Here is a 15,745-nt window from a genome sequence, read left to right as displayed (position 1 = left end):
AGATATTGGGTTCCGGGGTCAGGACGACTTGCCCAAGAGATTCATTTCGTGGATCGACCAGTAGAGGCGGTCCTTGCCGGTCTGGGTGATGCGGAGGAAGCGGGTTTCAACCTGGGGAAAAACGATCTTGGTTTCGACACTTCCCACGCCCGCGGCGATGGGGTCGCTCCAGCGTTTGCCGTCGTTGGAAACCTGGATCTGGTAGCCTCGCGGGTAGTCGCCCTTCGAGCGGCGGGTGTCGAGGCTCAGGCCGTTCAGACGTGTGGTCTCGGGGAATTCGATCTGAATCCACATGTCGGGTGCCATGCTTTTCTGGGTCGTCCAGCGGGTCTTGTCGTTGCCGTCGAAGGCGAGCTCGAGTTCCCGGGCGTTGTGGCTGGAGCTGAGCTTCCAGCGCTTGTCGAAAGGAAGCCCGGCCGGTTCAAGTTCGGCGAGTTCTTCGGCGGTCCAGGCTTCGCTGCGGTCGGCGTGGCGCTTTCGCAGGATGGCCACCTGCTCCGGGGTGATCGCGGGGGCCTCGTTGTCGAAGCTGTTGCGGATGTAGGTCACGATGTCCGCGATCCATGGATCGTCGTTGTTTGCCATCGGCACCATGAGGCCTTCGTATTCCTTGCCGTCGATCGGTCCGCTCATGCCGTGGAGGAGCACCCGGATGGCGCCTTCACCGGTGCCGAGGACGCGGGGCGAGTCGGTGAAGGAGGGCGCGAGCTTGGCGCCGGGGCGTCCGACCATCGGCGCGCCTTGGCCGTCCTCGCCGTGGCAGGCGAAGCACAACTGCTGGTAGATTGCCTTGCCGCGTTCCATCGAGGCGGCGAAGTGCGCATCCTGCTGTTGGCGCGCCATGGCCAGTCGGGCTTCGCGGGTTGCCTTTTCGCGGACCTTGAGGACCTCGCTGATGATTTCGGTGTCACCGAACTTCTCCTCGATCAGGCTGGCGACGGCCAACAGTTCCGGCGCGGTGGTGGCGCTGGCGGAGATTGAGTTGAGCATCTGCACGACCATTTCGGCGTCCTTCGGGAGCGGACTGGAAAGGGCAGCGACGACGGACTCGTCGCCGCGGGTCATGAAGGGCTCGGCGATGCGTACGGCGGAGGTACGGACGATCGAGGCCGGGTCCCTGAGAGCGTGGACGAGGAGGGTCGGGTCGACCTTGCCGATGCCCTCGAGGGTCCACAGCGCGTGCAGGCGGCCGAGCTCCGAGGGGCTTTTGCGGACCATGTTCTCAAGTGTCGGGACGACCGACTCGCGGTCCTCGCGGAGGATAATCAGCTTCTGCGCGGTGTCGCGCCACCAGCCGTTCGGGTGGGCCAGGTGGGCGACGAGTTGGGCGGTCGTTTCATCGAGCATCCGCGGTTGTGGCCCGGCCTTGAAGTCCTTGTGAACGAGGCGGTAGATGCGGCCCTTGCCGATGTTCCTGTCGAGCTTCCACTTCTGGATCACCTCGCGCAGGTAGCTGCCGCGCTTGGTCCAGTTGCCTTGCTGGATGATGCCGCGGTGCATGTCGACGATGGCCATTTGCCCGCCCGGGGTGGTGGCGGTCCAGACGGGGCGGAAGTTCACGTCGCGGGTGCGCAGGAACTCCGTGCCGGGGGTCGCGTTGCGCAGCACGGTCTTGGCCTGTTGGCGGTCGACCTCGACCTGGCGGATCAGGCGGCCGACCGGTTCAGGGATGAACAGGTCGCCGTAAAGTTCCTGTGGCAGGCGGTCGCCGCGGAAGATCGACTGACCGGCCACGCCGGTGAAGTTGTTGAGCCCGCCGTTCGGGCCGACGCGGCGTTCGCCACCCTGGACGTCGGGCACCTCGGCGATCGGGTAAACGGTGCGGAAGCCATCCTCTTCCTGTCCGGGAAGGGCGAGCGAGCCGTAGGTCAGCGGCTGTTGGAACTCGACTGCGGGACGTTCGCCGCCGGCATTGGAATAGTAGAGTCGACCCCAGTCGTCCTGCGTCAGGCCCCATTGGCCGCCGCCGGCCGGCATTTGCTGGACAGTCAGCTTGCCGTCGGTGAAGCGGTAGCGCTTGGCCTCGTAGGTGAGATACAGCCAGTTGTCCAAAGCCCACATCAGGCCGCTTGGCTGGTGTTCCATGTTGCCGCCGCGGCGACCACCTTCATGAATCTTGATGACCTCGTCGGCGATGCCATCGCCGCTGGTGTCGCGGTAGGTCCAGAGGTCGAGGGTGTCGGTCAGGCCGACGATGACCCGGTCGTCGAGCGGCAGCACGAAGCGTGGCAGCTTGAGGTCCTTGGCAAAGATACTGTGTTTGTCGTAGCGGCCGTCGCCGTTCGTGTCGACGTGGCGGGTAATGACGCTCTTCGAGTCCTTCTCACCCGAGGCATCGATGTCCTGCATGTAGGTGCGCATCTGCACCACGTACATCGCGCCATTTCCGTCCCAAGCGGTCATTACCGGTTCCTCGACCAGCGGTTCGCTGAGGATGAGTTCGAGGCGGTAGCCGTCGGGCAACTCGATGGACTCGAGGGCCTCGCTCTTTGACAGGAATCCGGACTGGTAAACGGTCTCGCCGGGGCTGGCGGCGGGGGCTTTGACCGAGGAAATGAGGAGCAGGGCGGTCAGTGAAGCAGAGCAGGGTCTCATCGAGGGAAAGGAAGGCTATTTGGCGACAGGTTCCTTTTTCTTCTTATGGCCGTTGATCAGCCGGTCAGGCTTCATCTGCCATCTCATCTTCTCATCCGGGCCACCTCCGAATTGTTCCCAGTAGAGGGCTTTCATGGGGTTGACCTTCGGGCCCATGGCATCCTCGTTGACGAGGTAGGGGGGGAGTGCATCCCACCACTTGTCATACTCGGCCCGAAGCCTCGCAGCGATCTCGGGATATTTGGAGATGAGGTTGTTGTACTCAGGAGACTTGTCGCCGGAGTCAGCCTCAAGATCATACAACTCCTTGTTGTTGACCAAGCGGAAGCGTCCGTCCTCGATCGCGCAGGCGGTGTATTTCCACTCTTCCCGTTTGCCTTTGTCCCAGCGGCCGACGTGGTGGATGAGCGTGCGTGCCGGCCACTCGCCAGCGGGGTCCTTGAGCAATGGTTGAAGGTTGCGGCCTTCGATCTGCTTCTTCACGGCGTCGGACAACTCGGCACCCACGATCCCGGCCAGGGTGGGATAGATGTCCATGCCTGAACTGAGGGCGTCGCATTCACGATCGGCAGGAATGCTTCCGTTCGGCCAGCGGAAGAAGCAGGGGACCCGTGTGCCTCCTTCGTAGGGGCGGCCCTTGCTGCCTCTCATGCCGGCGTTGTGGATGTGGATGCCTTTGGTTCCGCCATTGTCGGACGCTAGGTAGATGACGAGTGTGTCCTCGGCCATGCCCCACTCTTCGAGCTGCTTCAGGAGGGCTCCGAAGTTCGTGTCGATGTTCTCGATCATGCCGAAGAACTTGGCGATGGTATCGGTGACGCCGGGCTTGCCGAGGTAGTGTTGGTAGTATTCCTCGGGCAGGACATACGGGCTGTGGGCGGCATTGAGGGAGATGTAGGCAAAGAAGGGTTGATCGGCTTTGCGTTTCTCATCCATCCACCGGGTGGCCTGTTGGAAAAAGAGGTCGGTGCAGTAGCCCTTGGTCTTCACCCATTTGCCATTGTGCCACAGGGCAGGGTCGATGTTGGTGTTGCCGGGGGCGTCTCCGCAGGAACCGGGGTAGGTCTGGCCGATGCCGCCGCCGCCGTGGGTGTAGACTTCATCGAAACCACGGCTTTCCGGGCGATATTCCTCTTCATCGCCAAGGTGCCATTTGCCGAAGATGCCGGTGGTGTAGCCGGCGGACTTGAGCATCTGTGGGAGCGTGAAGGTATCGAGTGACAGGCGTTCACGCTCGTAGATGGTGTGGGTGACACCACTCTTGAACTCGTGACGTCCACTCATCAGCGCTGCGCGGGTTGGTGCGCAGGTCGGGCTGACGTGGAATTTGCTGAACAGCAGGCTCTGCTTCTTGAAGGCATCGACCGCCGGGGTCTTCATGATGGGGTTCCCGAAGCAGGCGTAGTCGCCGTAGCCCACGTCGTCGGGCATCACCAGGATGATGTTCGGCTGGTTGCGTGCCGCATGGGCATTGATGAGTCCTACCGAGAAGATCGTCAGGAATCTGAGTGTCGTTTTCATTCTGAAAGTCGTTGGATTGCTTGAGAGGAGAGCGGGGGGCTGCCGGTCCGGTGGTTGGAGACGAGGGAAAGCCCGGCTCCTTGCCATCGTCCGTCTGTGGGTAGGTTGCAACAACGATGGAGCCGGTCACACGGGTGACTGCTCCGACCCGAGGCAGGTTCGACAGCTCGGGTGTCGCCCATGTGTGTTTGCCCGGACCGGTGCTGTCGGGAGGTGTCTTCGCGACTTCGGCCCGCCGGGTTGTCCGAAGGTTTCGATTCAGCGTGCTGGCTTCTTGTTTCCGCCTTGTTTCGCGGACAGCGGCCAAGTCAGAGGCGCTGTAGCTCCGTCGGGCGAAGGCTCAACATTACTGGTCGTGCCAGGAAGGCCGTACCAGTAGGTGGCGACGGCAAACTCCATGTCGCACTCCGTCCATGACCAGACCTCCATGTCGAGTTGAAGGCTCTTGCCGAACGGCATGGTGTCGAGCGATCGTGTGCGGGTTTCCGTGCTGTATCCCGAGGTGTCTTTCTCATTCCTGGCCGTCTTTCGATTCAGCTTGTTGTATTCGTTCGAGCGAGGTTGGGCATGGAAGGGATGCTCGTAGAAGTCGGTGCTCCGACCTCCCCACGAGTAGGCGTAGTAGTCTTCCGTGCCGGTGCCGAAAATGGATGGGAAGTCTTCTCCGTCGACCCAGATCTTCTCATCGCCTTCGCCCCACCAACGCTCGACGGGATTCATGACGGTCAGGGTGTCGCCAACATAGACGCCCTGTCCGGACGTCGTGATGTAGTTCCAGTCGGAGAATGGACGGGTGGGGACCGGGTACTGACGCTTCCAATCGGCGTGGAAGTACATGCTTTGTGAATCCCACGCCCAATCGCCAGTTCGTGCTGCGAGGGTGGCTTCAACGGAGTCCTTGCCGAGGTTGACGAGCGAGATCCTCGCGGTCTTTTGATAGGGCATGATCCAGCGGCAGGACATGGTGCCGTCTTCATCGACCGTGCGGTAGAAGCCCCGGAACGGATGAAGTCCGATGCCGCTGCCGAAGAAGTCGCCAATCGGACACCAGATGGTTTCCTTCCCGTCGCATTCCATCTTCAGCACCACGCTGCGGGTGATTGCCGGCTTTTGGTAGCTTCCCAGTTTGACCGCGATTTCGCGGACCGAACCCGGTCCTGCGGGAAGGTCGATGATGGCTTCTTCCTGAGTGGAAAGAGTCTTGGTGAGGGTGAGATCGCCGCCAAGGTCGGGGCCATGAGGAGCGATCAGTTTTTCGCCGATGCTCTTGGCCAGCGGTTGTGCTGATTCGAACTCTTCCACCGAGAACGTTTTGACCTTGGTTCCCTGGGGATACTCCCGGTAGGTGAACTGATAGAAAAACGGAGCCTTGGATGTGGTGATCTTGCAATGCTTGGCATACGGGATCGGGAAGAAGGAGACGGCGGAGCGCAGGGACTCGTGTGCGAATGGGTAGGGGATCAGGCCGCTGCCATCGAAGAGGCTGAGCATGTTCCCCTGAAGGACGGGTTCGGCGGCGCCATCCAGGTAGATCCGGATGATGGTGTCGGTGTCCGGTTTGCGATCGTTCGCCCACGGCATCCATGTGCGAACGATGGCTCCGGCACCCTTGTGATCCATCAGGACCCATTCCTTGCGGCCGTCCCTATTGTCGATACGGATGAAGTTCTTGTCGCGGTCGTTTGAGTTGAAGTCGCGGTTGGTGAACCAGCCCTTCTCGTCGTCCGGGGTCTTCGATGCCCGGTTGTAACTGCTGGCCTGCTTCAGGCGGAAATCGGACGATGGGAAGCGTGGGAGTGCTTCGCGATCTACCATCTCGTTCAGGAGGGAAGTCGTGGTGACTTCGCTTCGAGCCTCCGAAATGAGGATTACTGAACTGATCAGCAGGGCGGAGGTGAAGGGTTGGATCATGCGGATGATGGTCATGGTTTGAGAGCTGCTTTCCAGCCTGCCTTTGATTGCTCGGTGAGCTTCTCGATCAGGGCGCGGTTCTCGGGGTTCGGGGCGATGTTGATGTTTTCTTGAGGATCCTTGTCGTGGTCGTAGAGTTCGATGGCCTCGACCTTGGAGTGATCCTTGGTGTGGACCCAGCGGGTGAAGCGATAGCGATCGGTCCGCATGGTGTACCCGGTGAGACGCTTGCCCTTGTAGCTGCGAGGATACTGGCTGAAGGCGGCTTCCTTCCATTCCCTGTCCGGTTTCTCGATCAGCGGTGTGAAGCTGCTGCCCTCGAGGTGGTCGGGAAGGGGGAGGCCTGCGAGCTCGGCGAGGGTTGGGTAGATATCGACGAACTCAACGAGGGCATCAGTGGTGTCACCCTTGGACGGCATCCCCGGGGTGCTGATGAGGAGCGGGGAACGGGTGTCGTTCTCCACACAGCTGTGCTTCGCCCAGCGTCGGTGCTCACCGAGTTTCCAGCCGTGGTCGCCCCACAGGATGATGATGGTGTTGTCGCGGAGGCCGAGGGCGTCGAGCTCGTCGACAACGCGGCCAAGTTGGGCGTCCATGTAACTCACCGCGGCATAGTAGCCGTGCTTGAGATCGCGGCGGTAGTCTTCCGGGAGATCGGCGGTGTCGGGGACACCACTGTAGTTCCACATCTCCGGTTTCTCGACCAAAGCGAACTCGGGGGCGTCTTGTGGCAGGAAGTAGTTCGGAGCGAGCGGGATTTCGTCGCGATCATAGAGATCCCAGTAGAATTTCGGGACGTTGAATGGGAGGTGGGGCTTGTGGAAGCCGACGGCGAGGAAGAAAGGTTCTGACTCGGCCTTGAGGTCCCTCAGTGCGGCGATGGCCTGGTCGGCGAGCTTCCCTTCACCACCGCCATTCGGAGGGTCATCCGTTTTCCTGAAGGCGGGTCCGCGGTCGGTCTTGGTGAGCTTGACGGGTTCCTTGTCAGCGACCAGGTAGGTCTTTGAATTGAACAAGCCGCGAATGGACGACTGCTCCTTCTGTGGGGACCACGATGGGGGGTCCTGAAGGTCGCCGTGATAGATCTTGCCATATGCCCTGCAGGTGTAGCCGTGGTTCTTGAAGAGTTGTGGCAGGGTGACCACGTCGGGCATGGCCTCGCGGAAGTGGGTGGTCAGGTTCGTGACCCCGGTGGTGTCGGGACGTGCTCCGGTCATGACACTGCTACGCGATGGTGAGCACACGGCCTGCTGGCAATAGGCGCGGTTGAAGACAAGCCCGCTGGCCGCGAGGGCGTCAATGTTCGGGCTCTTGATGACGTCATTCCCGTAGCATCCGAGCTCCGGGCGAAGGTCATCGGAAACCAGAAAGAGGACGTTGGGCTTTTTCGCTTTGTCGTCGGCAGCTGCGGAGAGACAGGGCAGCAACAAGGCACAGGAGAGAATCGTGAGCGTTTTCATGGTAAGGGGTTTGGGGACCTACTTCTTGATTTTGTGCACTTTTCGCAGCTTGATCGGCGCGTCGTTCTTTTGTGCTTCGCCCGGAGTGCTGCGTCCGTTGGCGATGATCTTCTCCAGTTGTTTGGTCAGTTCCGCGACGACTTCGGGGTGCTCGGCCTGGAGATTGCGGGTCTCACCGAGGTCGGCACTCAGGTCATAGAGTTGGTTTTCAGGAAGTGTTCTGGACTTCTCGCTGTTGTATTTCGGATCGCTTACGCCGCCCGAGTGCGAACAGAGGATGAGCTTCCACTTTCCCTGACGAATGGCGAAGTCACCTTCCATGGCGTGATGGACCAGGGCCTCCCGTTGGTTGGGGATGGGCTTGCCAAGAAGTGCGGGCAGGATGCTGACGCTGTCCTCACCCGCATTGTCGGGAAGGGTGACCCCCACGATCTCGGCGCTGGTGGCCATCACGTCATTCAGGCAGATCGTCTGATCCGACCGACTGCCAGCCTCGATGCGATCCGGCCAGCGGGCGATGAAGGGAACCCGGTGGCCCCCTTCGAAGATGTCCGTTTTCAAGCCACGCAGATCGGCGCTGGGGTAGTGACCCTTCTTCTCCATGTCGGGAACTCTTGCGGCCTTGGAACACCCGTTGTCTGCGGTCACGATGATGAGGGTGTTGTCCCTGACCCCGGCCCTCTTCAGGGAGTTGGTGATCTCACCCACGATGGCATCGGTTTCCATGACGAAGTCGCCGTAGCGGCCGATCGGGCTCTTCTTTTGCCACTCCTTGTTCGGCACGATGGGGGTATGGGGTGAGGTCAGGGGCATGTAGAGGAAGAACGGCTTGTCGGTCTTCGCTTCCGCCTCGATGAAATCGATGGCCTTGCGGGTGAAGGTGGGAAGGACGTCGATCGCTTCAAAGTCTTCCGCGGCAGCTCCGGTGCGCATCCAGGTCTTGGTGGTTGTGAGCGGTTGGGTGAATCGGTCGCCATCGATGAAGGCGTAGGGCGGCATGTCGAGGGATGCGCTGATTCCGAAGAAGGTGCCGAAGCCGCGGGTGAGGGGGCCGTCGGTGATCTTCGGGTCGGGTTCTCCCTCTGGCAGGCCCATGCCGAGATGCCACTTGCCGATGCAGGCGGTGGTGTAGCCGTTCTTCTGAAGCAATCCTGCCACGGTCAGCCTATCCGCAGCGATCAGTGGTTTGTCGTATCCGTAAAGGACGAACCGCTGGAGACGGGTGCGCCAGTTGTAGCGGCCGGTGAGAAGACCATAGCGAGTAGGCGTGCAGACGGAGGAACTACTATGAGCGTCGGTGAAGATCATGCCCTCGGCCGCAAGCTGGTCGATGTGTGGAGTGGGAATCTTTCCCCGTTCCGGATTGAGGCACTGGACGTCGCCATATCCAAGGTCATCGGCAAGGATCAGGACGATGTTTGGCTTGGTGACTTCCGCGACCAACTGGCTCGCGGCGGCCATGGCTAGCAGGACGGTGGAAAATGCGGTTGCGAGTCTCATTGGTATGGCTTGGAAGGGATGTCCTATGGGTTCTCGAGGTAGCCGTGGGATCTCAGGAAATCGATCGAACGCGTCATGGTCAGATCATAGTCGGCCTTGTCGTTCTTCGGCCGGAATGCGAGTGAGTTAAACGAGCCGTGACCTTTGCCAACGATGGGGACGAGCGTGCATTCATTGCCGTGCTTCTTCATCAGTTCGGTAAAGCGTTCCGCGTTTTCGAATGGCACGGTGGTGTCCTTGGTTCCGTGGAAGACGATGGTGGGCGCGAGTCCTTCTTTGACCTGATGGCAGGGAGAGAGGGTGGTTTGCTGATCGGCGTCGAACCTGGCGGCTCCGTAGCCTTTGCGCGTGGTATCGATCACCGGATTGTAGAGGATGGTAGCATTCGGGCGCGAGCTCACCTCGGGGTTCTCGCCCTTTTCTTCGTATCCGGTGATGAGGTCGGTGCAGATGGCCACATGACCGCCCGCGGAGCCACCCGAGGCGACGATCTTGTTCGGGTCCACCCCGAGTTCGGCGGCATGTTCGCGCACCCAGCGGATGGCGGACTTGCCGTCTGTTACGCATTCGAAAGGAGTGGTCTTGTTCCGGCTCTTGACCCGATAGTCCGCACAGAAGGCCACCATGCCCATGTTGGAAAGTGTCTCGGCTTGCTGGTGGAATTGTTTGGTCGATCCACCGTTCCATCCGCCGCCGAAGAAGAATACAATGGCGGATCGACTGTCGGATGCATTCAGATCCCGGGGTTCGAAGATTTCGAGGTGGAGCCTGGTGTTACCCACCGTCTTGTAGATTACGGAGCGATCCGGCTTGAGATCGGCAGCGGCGACGGGGGCAAGCACCGCGAAAAGGAGTTGGATCGAGGCCCGAATGATGGAATGAGGGGGGTGCTTCATGGTCTGGAGGTTTGCGCTGATCGCCGCGATGACGATGAGGAAAGTGACCCATGTGCTCCGCCTGTCCGTGGATCGCATGGGCTGGCGTCTGGAGGTCGATGGGTGGGTGTCATGGCGAAATCATCGGGGCTGCTAGTTCTTTTTCGTCGGCCGCTCAAGTATCTGCTTCGCCTTGATGAGGGCGGGGCGGAGAGTCTGGTAGTCGAGCTTCTGGACCGCAAGGTCATGGTCGATGGCCAGAGAAGCCGCAATGGCGGAAGACTGACCGAGAACCATGAAGACGGGTTCCATGCGGATGGATCCGAATGCGATGTGGGACGCTGAGAGGCATACCGGGACGAAGAGGTTGGAGCACTCGTGGGTCTTCGGGACGATGGACCGGTAGGAAATGCCGTATGGCTTCAGGCCGTGGATCTGCACGTCGCCTTCATTGCGGGCGGCCCCGTTCTGGACGATCCGCTGGCAGTTGTGAGAGTCCATGCCGTAGGCGGCCATGCCGATCGAATCCTGTGCGACCACCTTGCTCCGGCAGTGGTGCTCGGTCATCACGTACTCTGAAATCATGCGGCGTGCTTCCCGCACGTAGAGCTGGGGTGACCAGAAGTTGTCGTCCACGTATTCGTCCCTGCACGGTCCGAAGGAGAGAAACTCGTTCCGAAGCTTCTCGGGAACCCGCGGGCTGGTGGACATGAAATACCAGAATCCACGGACGTAGTCCTCGTGGGCCTTCCAGATCTCGTCGCGCCTGGCTGCATCGGCATCCGGGTAATCGTAGTTCGCCCCGATGAAGTCGGTGGAGATGCCCTGGCTGTTGTTGATGTCGGTTTTGCCGTTCGGCATCCAGACCGGATTGCAGAAGTTCTTCATCAGTGGTTCCTTGCCGGCTTCAAGAATGACTTCGATCCGTCTCGCGGCCAGTTCGTAGGTTTGAGGGTCGTAGTTGTCCGGTTTGTCGAGAGGCAGGCGGTTTTCAGGAACATTGGTGAAGCACAGGCGGAAATTGTAGGCCTGCACGCGATGGTCTCCATCACCCGGGGTGCCCCCGTCGCCATCCTGGATCAGTGGGATCAAGCCGCTGGTGGGATCACCTGGGACCACGTAGGGATCGATGCTGCCGAAAAGTTGGTTCTTCGGTGTTTCCTTCCGGATGCCGTTGGCTTTCTCCCCATACTTCGGGTTGGCTTCGCGCCCGACGGTGTAGGTTACGCCTGCGAGTGCCATCAGGTCGCCCTCGTAGGTGGCATCGATGAACATCCTGGCGCGGTAGGCATTCCCGGTCTCGGTGCTGAAGCTGGTGATCCGTTTGCCTTCCTTCCTGACCGAAGCAATCGGTTGCTCGAAGTGCACGGTCACCTCCACCTCTTCGAGCATGGTCTTGAAAATCCTCGAGGCCACATGGGGCTCGAAGGTCCACATCGTGCCATCTTCCTTCATGACTTCGGAGAGCTTGGAACGTTTGGAGCGATTCTCGAAGAAATGTTCACGAGTCTCCCATTTCCAGCTGGCATCATCTTTGTAGTGCCTGGCGATGCGGTGGTAAAACTCGCGGCTGATGCCGCCGATGACATCCTTGTTGCCAATGTCCGTGGCCCCCAAACCGCCGGTGGTCAGTCCGCCGAGATGGCGCTTCGGATCAACGATGATCACCGACTTTCCGTCGCGAGCTGCTTGCACGGCTGCCGTGACACCCGCTGACGTGGCCCCGTAGATACAGATGTCGTGATCGATGACTTCAGCACGGCAAAGTGAGGTGATGAAGAAAAGAAGCAGGATGCGGTTCGGGTGGAGCATGGATCGGGTGTCGGGGGTCTCGGGCCGGGGGGATGGGTCAGCCTATCGCTTTACCCAACATTCGGAGGGTAACTTACGCCGGGAAAGAAGTCCAAGAGGTCACACGGTTGACCATGTGACTGCGCACTTCGGTGCGAGGGGGGAGACCCCGGTTTCGAGCTTGTGCGTGAGAGAAGCGTGGAATCAGGGATTCCCTGTGGGAATGAAAAAGGCGGCAGTCTTTCGACTGCCGCCTTTGGAATCATGTGATGAAGCCGAACTCAGTTCGCCTCAACGCGGACGAAGCCCTTGTCGCCCGTTGGTGGGCTGGTGAGGGTGACATCCACTTGCTGGTTGCCGTCGCCATCGGTCGGCCCTGGTGTCTGGGTGGCGGTGGTGTCTTCGATCCAGTTCACGAGGTCATCCGAGACAAAGACCGAGTAAGTGAGACTGCTCAGTGCGGGATCACGACGTGTGTAGCTGAATGTGCCAGCCGTGACATCGCCTGCGCCCACCACATATGGATTGACCGAGCTTCCGAGTGTTGGGTTCAGGCCGAAAGCGTACTCTTCGTCGTTGGTGAGACCATCACCATCCGGATCACCGGTGCCGGTGGTGTCGTCACCAGGGGCAAAGGTGAAACCTCCAAGCCAGGTGTCGTAGTCGGTGGCCGATGGACCGGTGGTTACAGTCAGGACGCCGGTGCCCGAGAAGCGGGTGTCGTCTTGATTGGTGGCTGCCGAGGAGGTGGAACCCCATGTGCCGGCGGCTTGCTGCACACCATCGAAGAAGAGGCTGTCGACCGTGTCGTTGGCCGCGTCGTCGAGCTTCAGGAAGGCGGTGGCACCATTGATGTTCACCGTTGAGGAGTCATCAAGATCCGTGCCGGCTCCGAACTCAAGCGTTCCGTCGTTGACCGTGGTGTCACCGGTGTAGTTCACCGTGCCGGTGAAGGTCTGAATGAACGCTCCGCCCTTCACGAGGTTGAGGTCGCCACTCAGCGTTCCCGGCCATGTCGCATCCGAGCCTGCACCGAGCAGGGTCAGCGTGGAGGTCGTGCCTACGTTGCTGTTGGTCACGAGGCCACCTGGTTCGGTGCCGCTGCTGGTCGACAGGGCGCCGAGGCTTTCGTCGAATCCATTGAAGTCGAGCGTGCCCTCGTTGATCTGGTGCAAGCCATTGCCATCCGTTTGATTGCCGATCTGTTCACCGGTATTGGTGAGCGTGACCGTGCTGGCGGCGTTGTTGATGATCAGTGGGAAACGGGCAACAGCCTCACCCGCAGTCTTTGCGAGGATGACGTCGCCGCCATCGACGGTGAGACCATAGCGACCATTGTCCTGATCACCACCAAGAGTCAGCGTGCCAGCCCCGTTCTTGAAGATGCGGCGAGTGACACCATTCGTGCGACGGATGTTGTTGACGATGATGTCACCGTCACCATCGAAGGTCGGATTGCCCTGATTGACGATCTCGGTGAGGATCTCAGCAGGTGTGCCGGTGTTGCTGTTGATGAATTTGCTGCCCCCGGCGATGTTCACGAAGGTTTCGCTGACGGTGAAGCCGTTCAGGTCGAGCGTTCCGTTCTCCAGATTGGTTCTACCAGGCGTTTCGGTCTCAACGAGGTCCCCACTGAAGTTCAGGGAGACATCGCTACCATCCGCTGTCGCGTCCACATCCATGGTGACGATGTTGTTGAGACTGTCGATGGCGGTGACCACTGCACCAGCCGGGATACCAGGGCCGGTGATCGTGAAGCCTACTTCGATGTCTGTGGTGTCGGCCACATCAATCTCATTGGCGGGGGCGCTGGTGTAGGTTTGGGAAACCTTATCGACTGACACCGGGGTGACCACATCGACAGGATCTCCCGAGGTTCCGAGCGCGTTTGCATCGCCAAGTTTCACGGTGAGCCCAGCGGTGCGGATGTAGACTTCGCCATTCAGTGTGGACGAGTTGTCGGCGTTGATGTTGACGGTCCCCGTTCCTTGGAGGCGGAGGACACCATCGGTTGGGACACCACCGAATCCCGTGGCCTGTGTCACGATACCACCGCTTTGATGGGTGTCGTGAATCGGGCCATTGATGGTGATCACGTTACCGTTGAGAGGCTGCAGGATCATCACCTGGGCTGCCTCCCGGGTGGTGAGGATGAGCCCCTGTCCGGAGATGATGAACTCACCTCCACCGTCGACCGACCATGCGCGTCCGTTGTTCTTGGTGTAGATCAGGCCGCCCACTTCGAGGTCACCGGAGCCGATGTAACTGGTGCTTTCGTTCCAACTGATGGTCGAGTCCACCTTGTTGGCGCCGACGAGATCCATGCCGCCGACGGTGGTGAGGACCTGGCCGCCGGTGTTCATGCGGAGTCCACGCAGATTCGCGAAGTCGACGTTGGCGTCGCCCAGACAGGTCGGGCTACCGAGTGCGATGGTTTGATTCTGGGAGTTGAGTCGGCACCAAGCGCGCATGCCATTGGACCCTGAGCTGTGGACGCCCTTGCCGGGTCCGGTATTGTCGCCGGTGAGTTCAATGGTGCCCGCTTCTCCGTTCGGGAAGAGCCAGCTGTTCGAGGAGTCAATGTTTCCGCTGAGTCTCAGCGTTGCACCCGCGGTGTTGATCTGAACCCTCCGGTCCCGGCCTCCACCTGCGAATTGGAGGTCAAGAGCGATCTCCTGGGGTGTGGTGGTGTCCATGAATGCCAGATTGTTGGAACCGGCCGTGGTTCCGATGGTTACAGTTCCTGCGCCACCATCGCTGATGACGAAAGATCCGGCCGTCGCGGGAAAGGTGAAGGAATCTTCGTTTGCCGCACTGAGAGACGTAATGAAGTCGTTGGTGTTCGCGACGTTGGCGGAGCCATCAAAGATGAGTGCCGCTCCATCAATCGGAGCGACATCCCAGTTGGTGGCGGTGCTCCACAGGGCATCCGTCGCACCATTCCATGTCGACTGGGCATTGACGGAAGGAGAAAGGAGAATGGCGGCGAGGCCGAGTCGGAGCGAGTAAGGAACGGATCTTGGGGTTTTGGATCGTGGGGTGGATTTCATGGTCATGAGTTTGCGGTTTGGGTCTTGTTTTCTTTGAGGTCGGAAGCATTGGGTTCTCTCCCAAGTTCTCGATCGGTATCGGTAACCCTACGGGTGGTGACCTTGATTGGGGAAGGGATGCTGGAGTCACCCTGTAAACTCGTTGTGAAGTCATCAGGGTTTACATGGTGACCTCACATCCGGGGATTCTCACTTGCGAATTGTGGGTCTCCGCGAGCACCTTCACGCTTATGGAAAGCGCAAAAACCCAATCCTTTGAAAGTTGTGCCTGTTTCGTTGGTCGCGCCGATCGGTGCGGTTCCAAAGCGATGAATTCACGACGTCGTGGTGCTCGCGGCTTCACCTTGGTTGAACTGATGGTTTCGATCCTGATCGTGGCGGTTCTGGCTGCCTTGTCGTTCATCGGTTACCAGAAGGTGAAGGCGAGCTCATCGGCTGCCGTGGACGCCAATGACTTGCGGTCGGTCTTCGGAGCGATCCAGATGTATTGCGGGGACAACAACGGGATTCTTCCGACGACTTCCGGTGGCGTTGGGCCCATCTGGACCAACCGGGGAAGGGGTTTGGTGAAACCACTCGCTCCCTACCTTGGTGGAGAGGATCCCTATGAAGGTCAGTTCTTCCCCGAGCTTGCGGCGGCGCGTTGGCAGAAGCGCGGTGTCAATGAGGACGGTCCGTCGCTGCTGGTGATGCACCGTGTTTATTCCGGGCGCGGCAAGTGTGACAATCCCTCAAGGCCCCAGCCCAACTTCCTTCCTTTTGGCTATCCCTATGGAGATGCGAGGCGGGATGGCATGAAGTTGTCTGCGGCGATGTCGAAGATGGGCAATCCCGCACAACGACTGATGTTGACTGAAGTGGACCGGGAGCACCCGAACTTCGTAGGCAGCACGCCGGGTTGGTTCGACGGTCTTCCATCAGGAATGGCTCACGGCAGCTACCGTCTCGGTCTTTACTGGGATGGTCATGTCGGCCGTCTGAATCAAGACCTCACGGCAAAGTGAGGCAGCGAGCCGGCCGACACAGGCCGGCTGATGAAATC

The 15,745-nt window shown here is 60.0% G+C and carries 8 protein-coding genes and 1 pseudogene; 1 reads left to right on the top strand and 8 read right to left on the bottom strand.

Translation table 11 applies throughout. The features are described 5' to 3' along the window. Positions 1-18: 18 nt before the first annotated feature. From JIN81_RS11440 to JIN81_RS19645, 8 genes and pseudogenes are all read right to left on the bottom strand, one after another. Positions 19-2,595 carry a DUF7133 domain-containing protein gene (locus JIN81_RS11440; RefSeq protein ID WP_200279358.1) on the bottom strand — a complete coding sequence of 859 codons (2,577 nt, stop codon included), beginning with the start codon at positions 2,593-2,595 and terminating at the stop codon, positions 19-21. Positions 2,596-2,610: 15 nt separating this feature from the next. After that, positions 2,611-4,116: an arylsulfatase gene (locus JIN81_RS11435; protein ID WP_200279355.1), complete on the bottom strand. Its 1,506-nt coding sequence runs from the start codon at positions 4,114-4,116 to the stop codon at positions 2,611-2,613. Positions 4,117-4,374: 258 nt separating this feature from the next. Further along, positions 4,375-6,027 carry a glycoside hydrolase family 172 protein gene (locus tag JIN81_RS11430; RefSeq protein ID WP_234044773.1) on the bottom strand — a complete coding sequence of 551 codons (1,653 nt, stop codon included), beginning with the start codon at positions 6,025-6,027 and terminating at the stop codon, positions 4,375-4,377. A gap of 11 nt (positions 6,028-6,038) precedes the next feature. After that, on the bottom strand, positions 6,039-7,487 hold the full coding sequence (locus tag JIN81_RS11425; RefSeq protein WP_200279349.1) for a sulfatase: 1,449 nt from the start codon (positions 7,485-7,487) through the stop codon (positions 6,039-6,041). An 18-nt stretch (positions 7,488-7,505) separates the two neighbouring features. After that, positions 7,506-8,987, bottom strand: coding sequence for a sulfatase family protein (locus JIN81_RS11420; protein WP_200279346.1), 1,482 nt, complete (start codon positions 8,985-8,987; stop codon positions 7,506-7,508). 23 nt (positions 8,988-9,010) lie between these two features. After that, entirely contained in the window at positions 9,011-9,883 is an 873-nt protein-coding gene (locus JIN81_RS11415) for an alpha/beta hydrolase (RefSeq protein WP_200279343.1), read from the bottom strand. A gap of 132 nt (positions 9,884-10,015) precedes the next feature. Further along, on the bottom strand, positions 10,016-11,674 hold the full coding sequence (locus tag JIN81_RS11410; protein ID WP_200279340.1) for an FAD-dependent oxidoreductase: 1,659 nt from the start codon (positions 11,672-11,674) through the stop codon (positions 10,016-10,018). An 881-nt stretch (positions 11,675-12,555) separates the two neighbouring features. Next, positions 12,556-13,335, bottom strand: a pseudogene (locus JIN81_RS19645) (hypothetical protein); the annotation flags it as partial. Between the two features lie 1,676 nt (positions 13,336-15,011). On the opposite strand from JIN81_RS19645, the gene JIN81_RS11400 reads away from it, so the two are divergent. Continuing rightward, a complete protein-coding gene (locus JIN81_RS11400) occupies positions 15,012-15,707 on the top strand; it encodes a type II secretion system protein (RefSeq protein ID WP_200279334.1) in 696 nt (231 codons plus the stop codon). Positions 15,708-15,745 lie beyond the last annotated feature (38 nt).

Source organism: Haloferula rosea (assembly GCF_016595525.1).
In the GTDB taxonomy this organism is placed as follows: Bacteria; Verrucomicrobiota; Verrucomicrobiia; order Verrucomicrobiales; family Akkermansiaceae; genus Haloferula; species Haloferula rosea.
Note: the sequence above shows the minus strand (reverse complement) of the source record. Positions and strands in the feature narration are given on the sequence as shown.

Coding starts and splice junctions, on each gene's coding strand:
- JIN81_RS11440 (WP_200279358.1), bottom strand. CDS start 2,595: ATGAGACCCTGCTCTGCTTCACTGACCGCCCTGCTCCTCATTTCCTCG.
- JIN81_RS11435 (WP_200279355.1), bottom strand. CDS start 4,116: ATGAAAACGACACTCAGATTCCTGACGATCTTCTCGGTAGGACTCATC.
- JIN81_RS11430 (WP_234044773.1), bottom strand. CDS start 6,027: ATGATCCAACCCTTCACCTCCGCCCTGCTGATCAGTTCAGTAATCCTC.
- JIN81_RS11425 (WP_200279349.1), bottom strand. CDS start 7,487: ATGAAAACGCTCACGATTCTCTCCTGTGCCTTGTTGCTGCCCTGTCTC.
- JIN81_RS11420 (WP_200279346.1), bottom strand. CDS start 8,987: ATGAGACTCGCAACCGCATTTTCCACCGTCCTGCTAGCCATGGCCGCC.
- JIN81_RS11415 (WP_200279343.1), bottom strand. CDS start 9,883: ATGAAGCACCCCCCTCATTCCATCATTCGGGCCTCGATCCAACTCCTT.
- JIN81_RS11410 (WP_200279340.1), bottom strand. CDS start 11,674: ATGCTCCACCCGAACCGCATCCTGCTTCTTTTCTTCATCACCTCACTT.
- JIN81_RS11400 (WP_200279334.1), top strand. CDS start 15,012: ATGAATTCACGACGTCGTGGTGCTCGCGGCTTCACCTTGGTTGAACTG.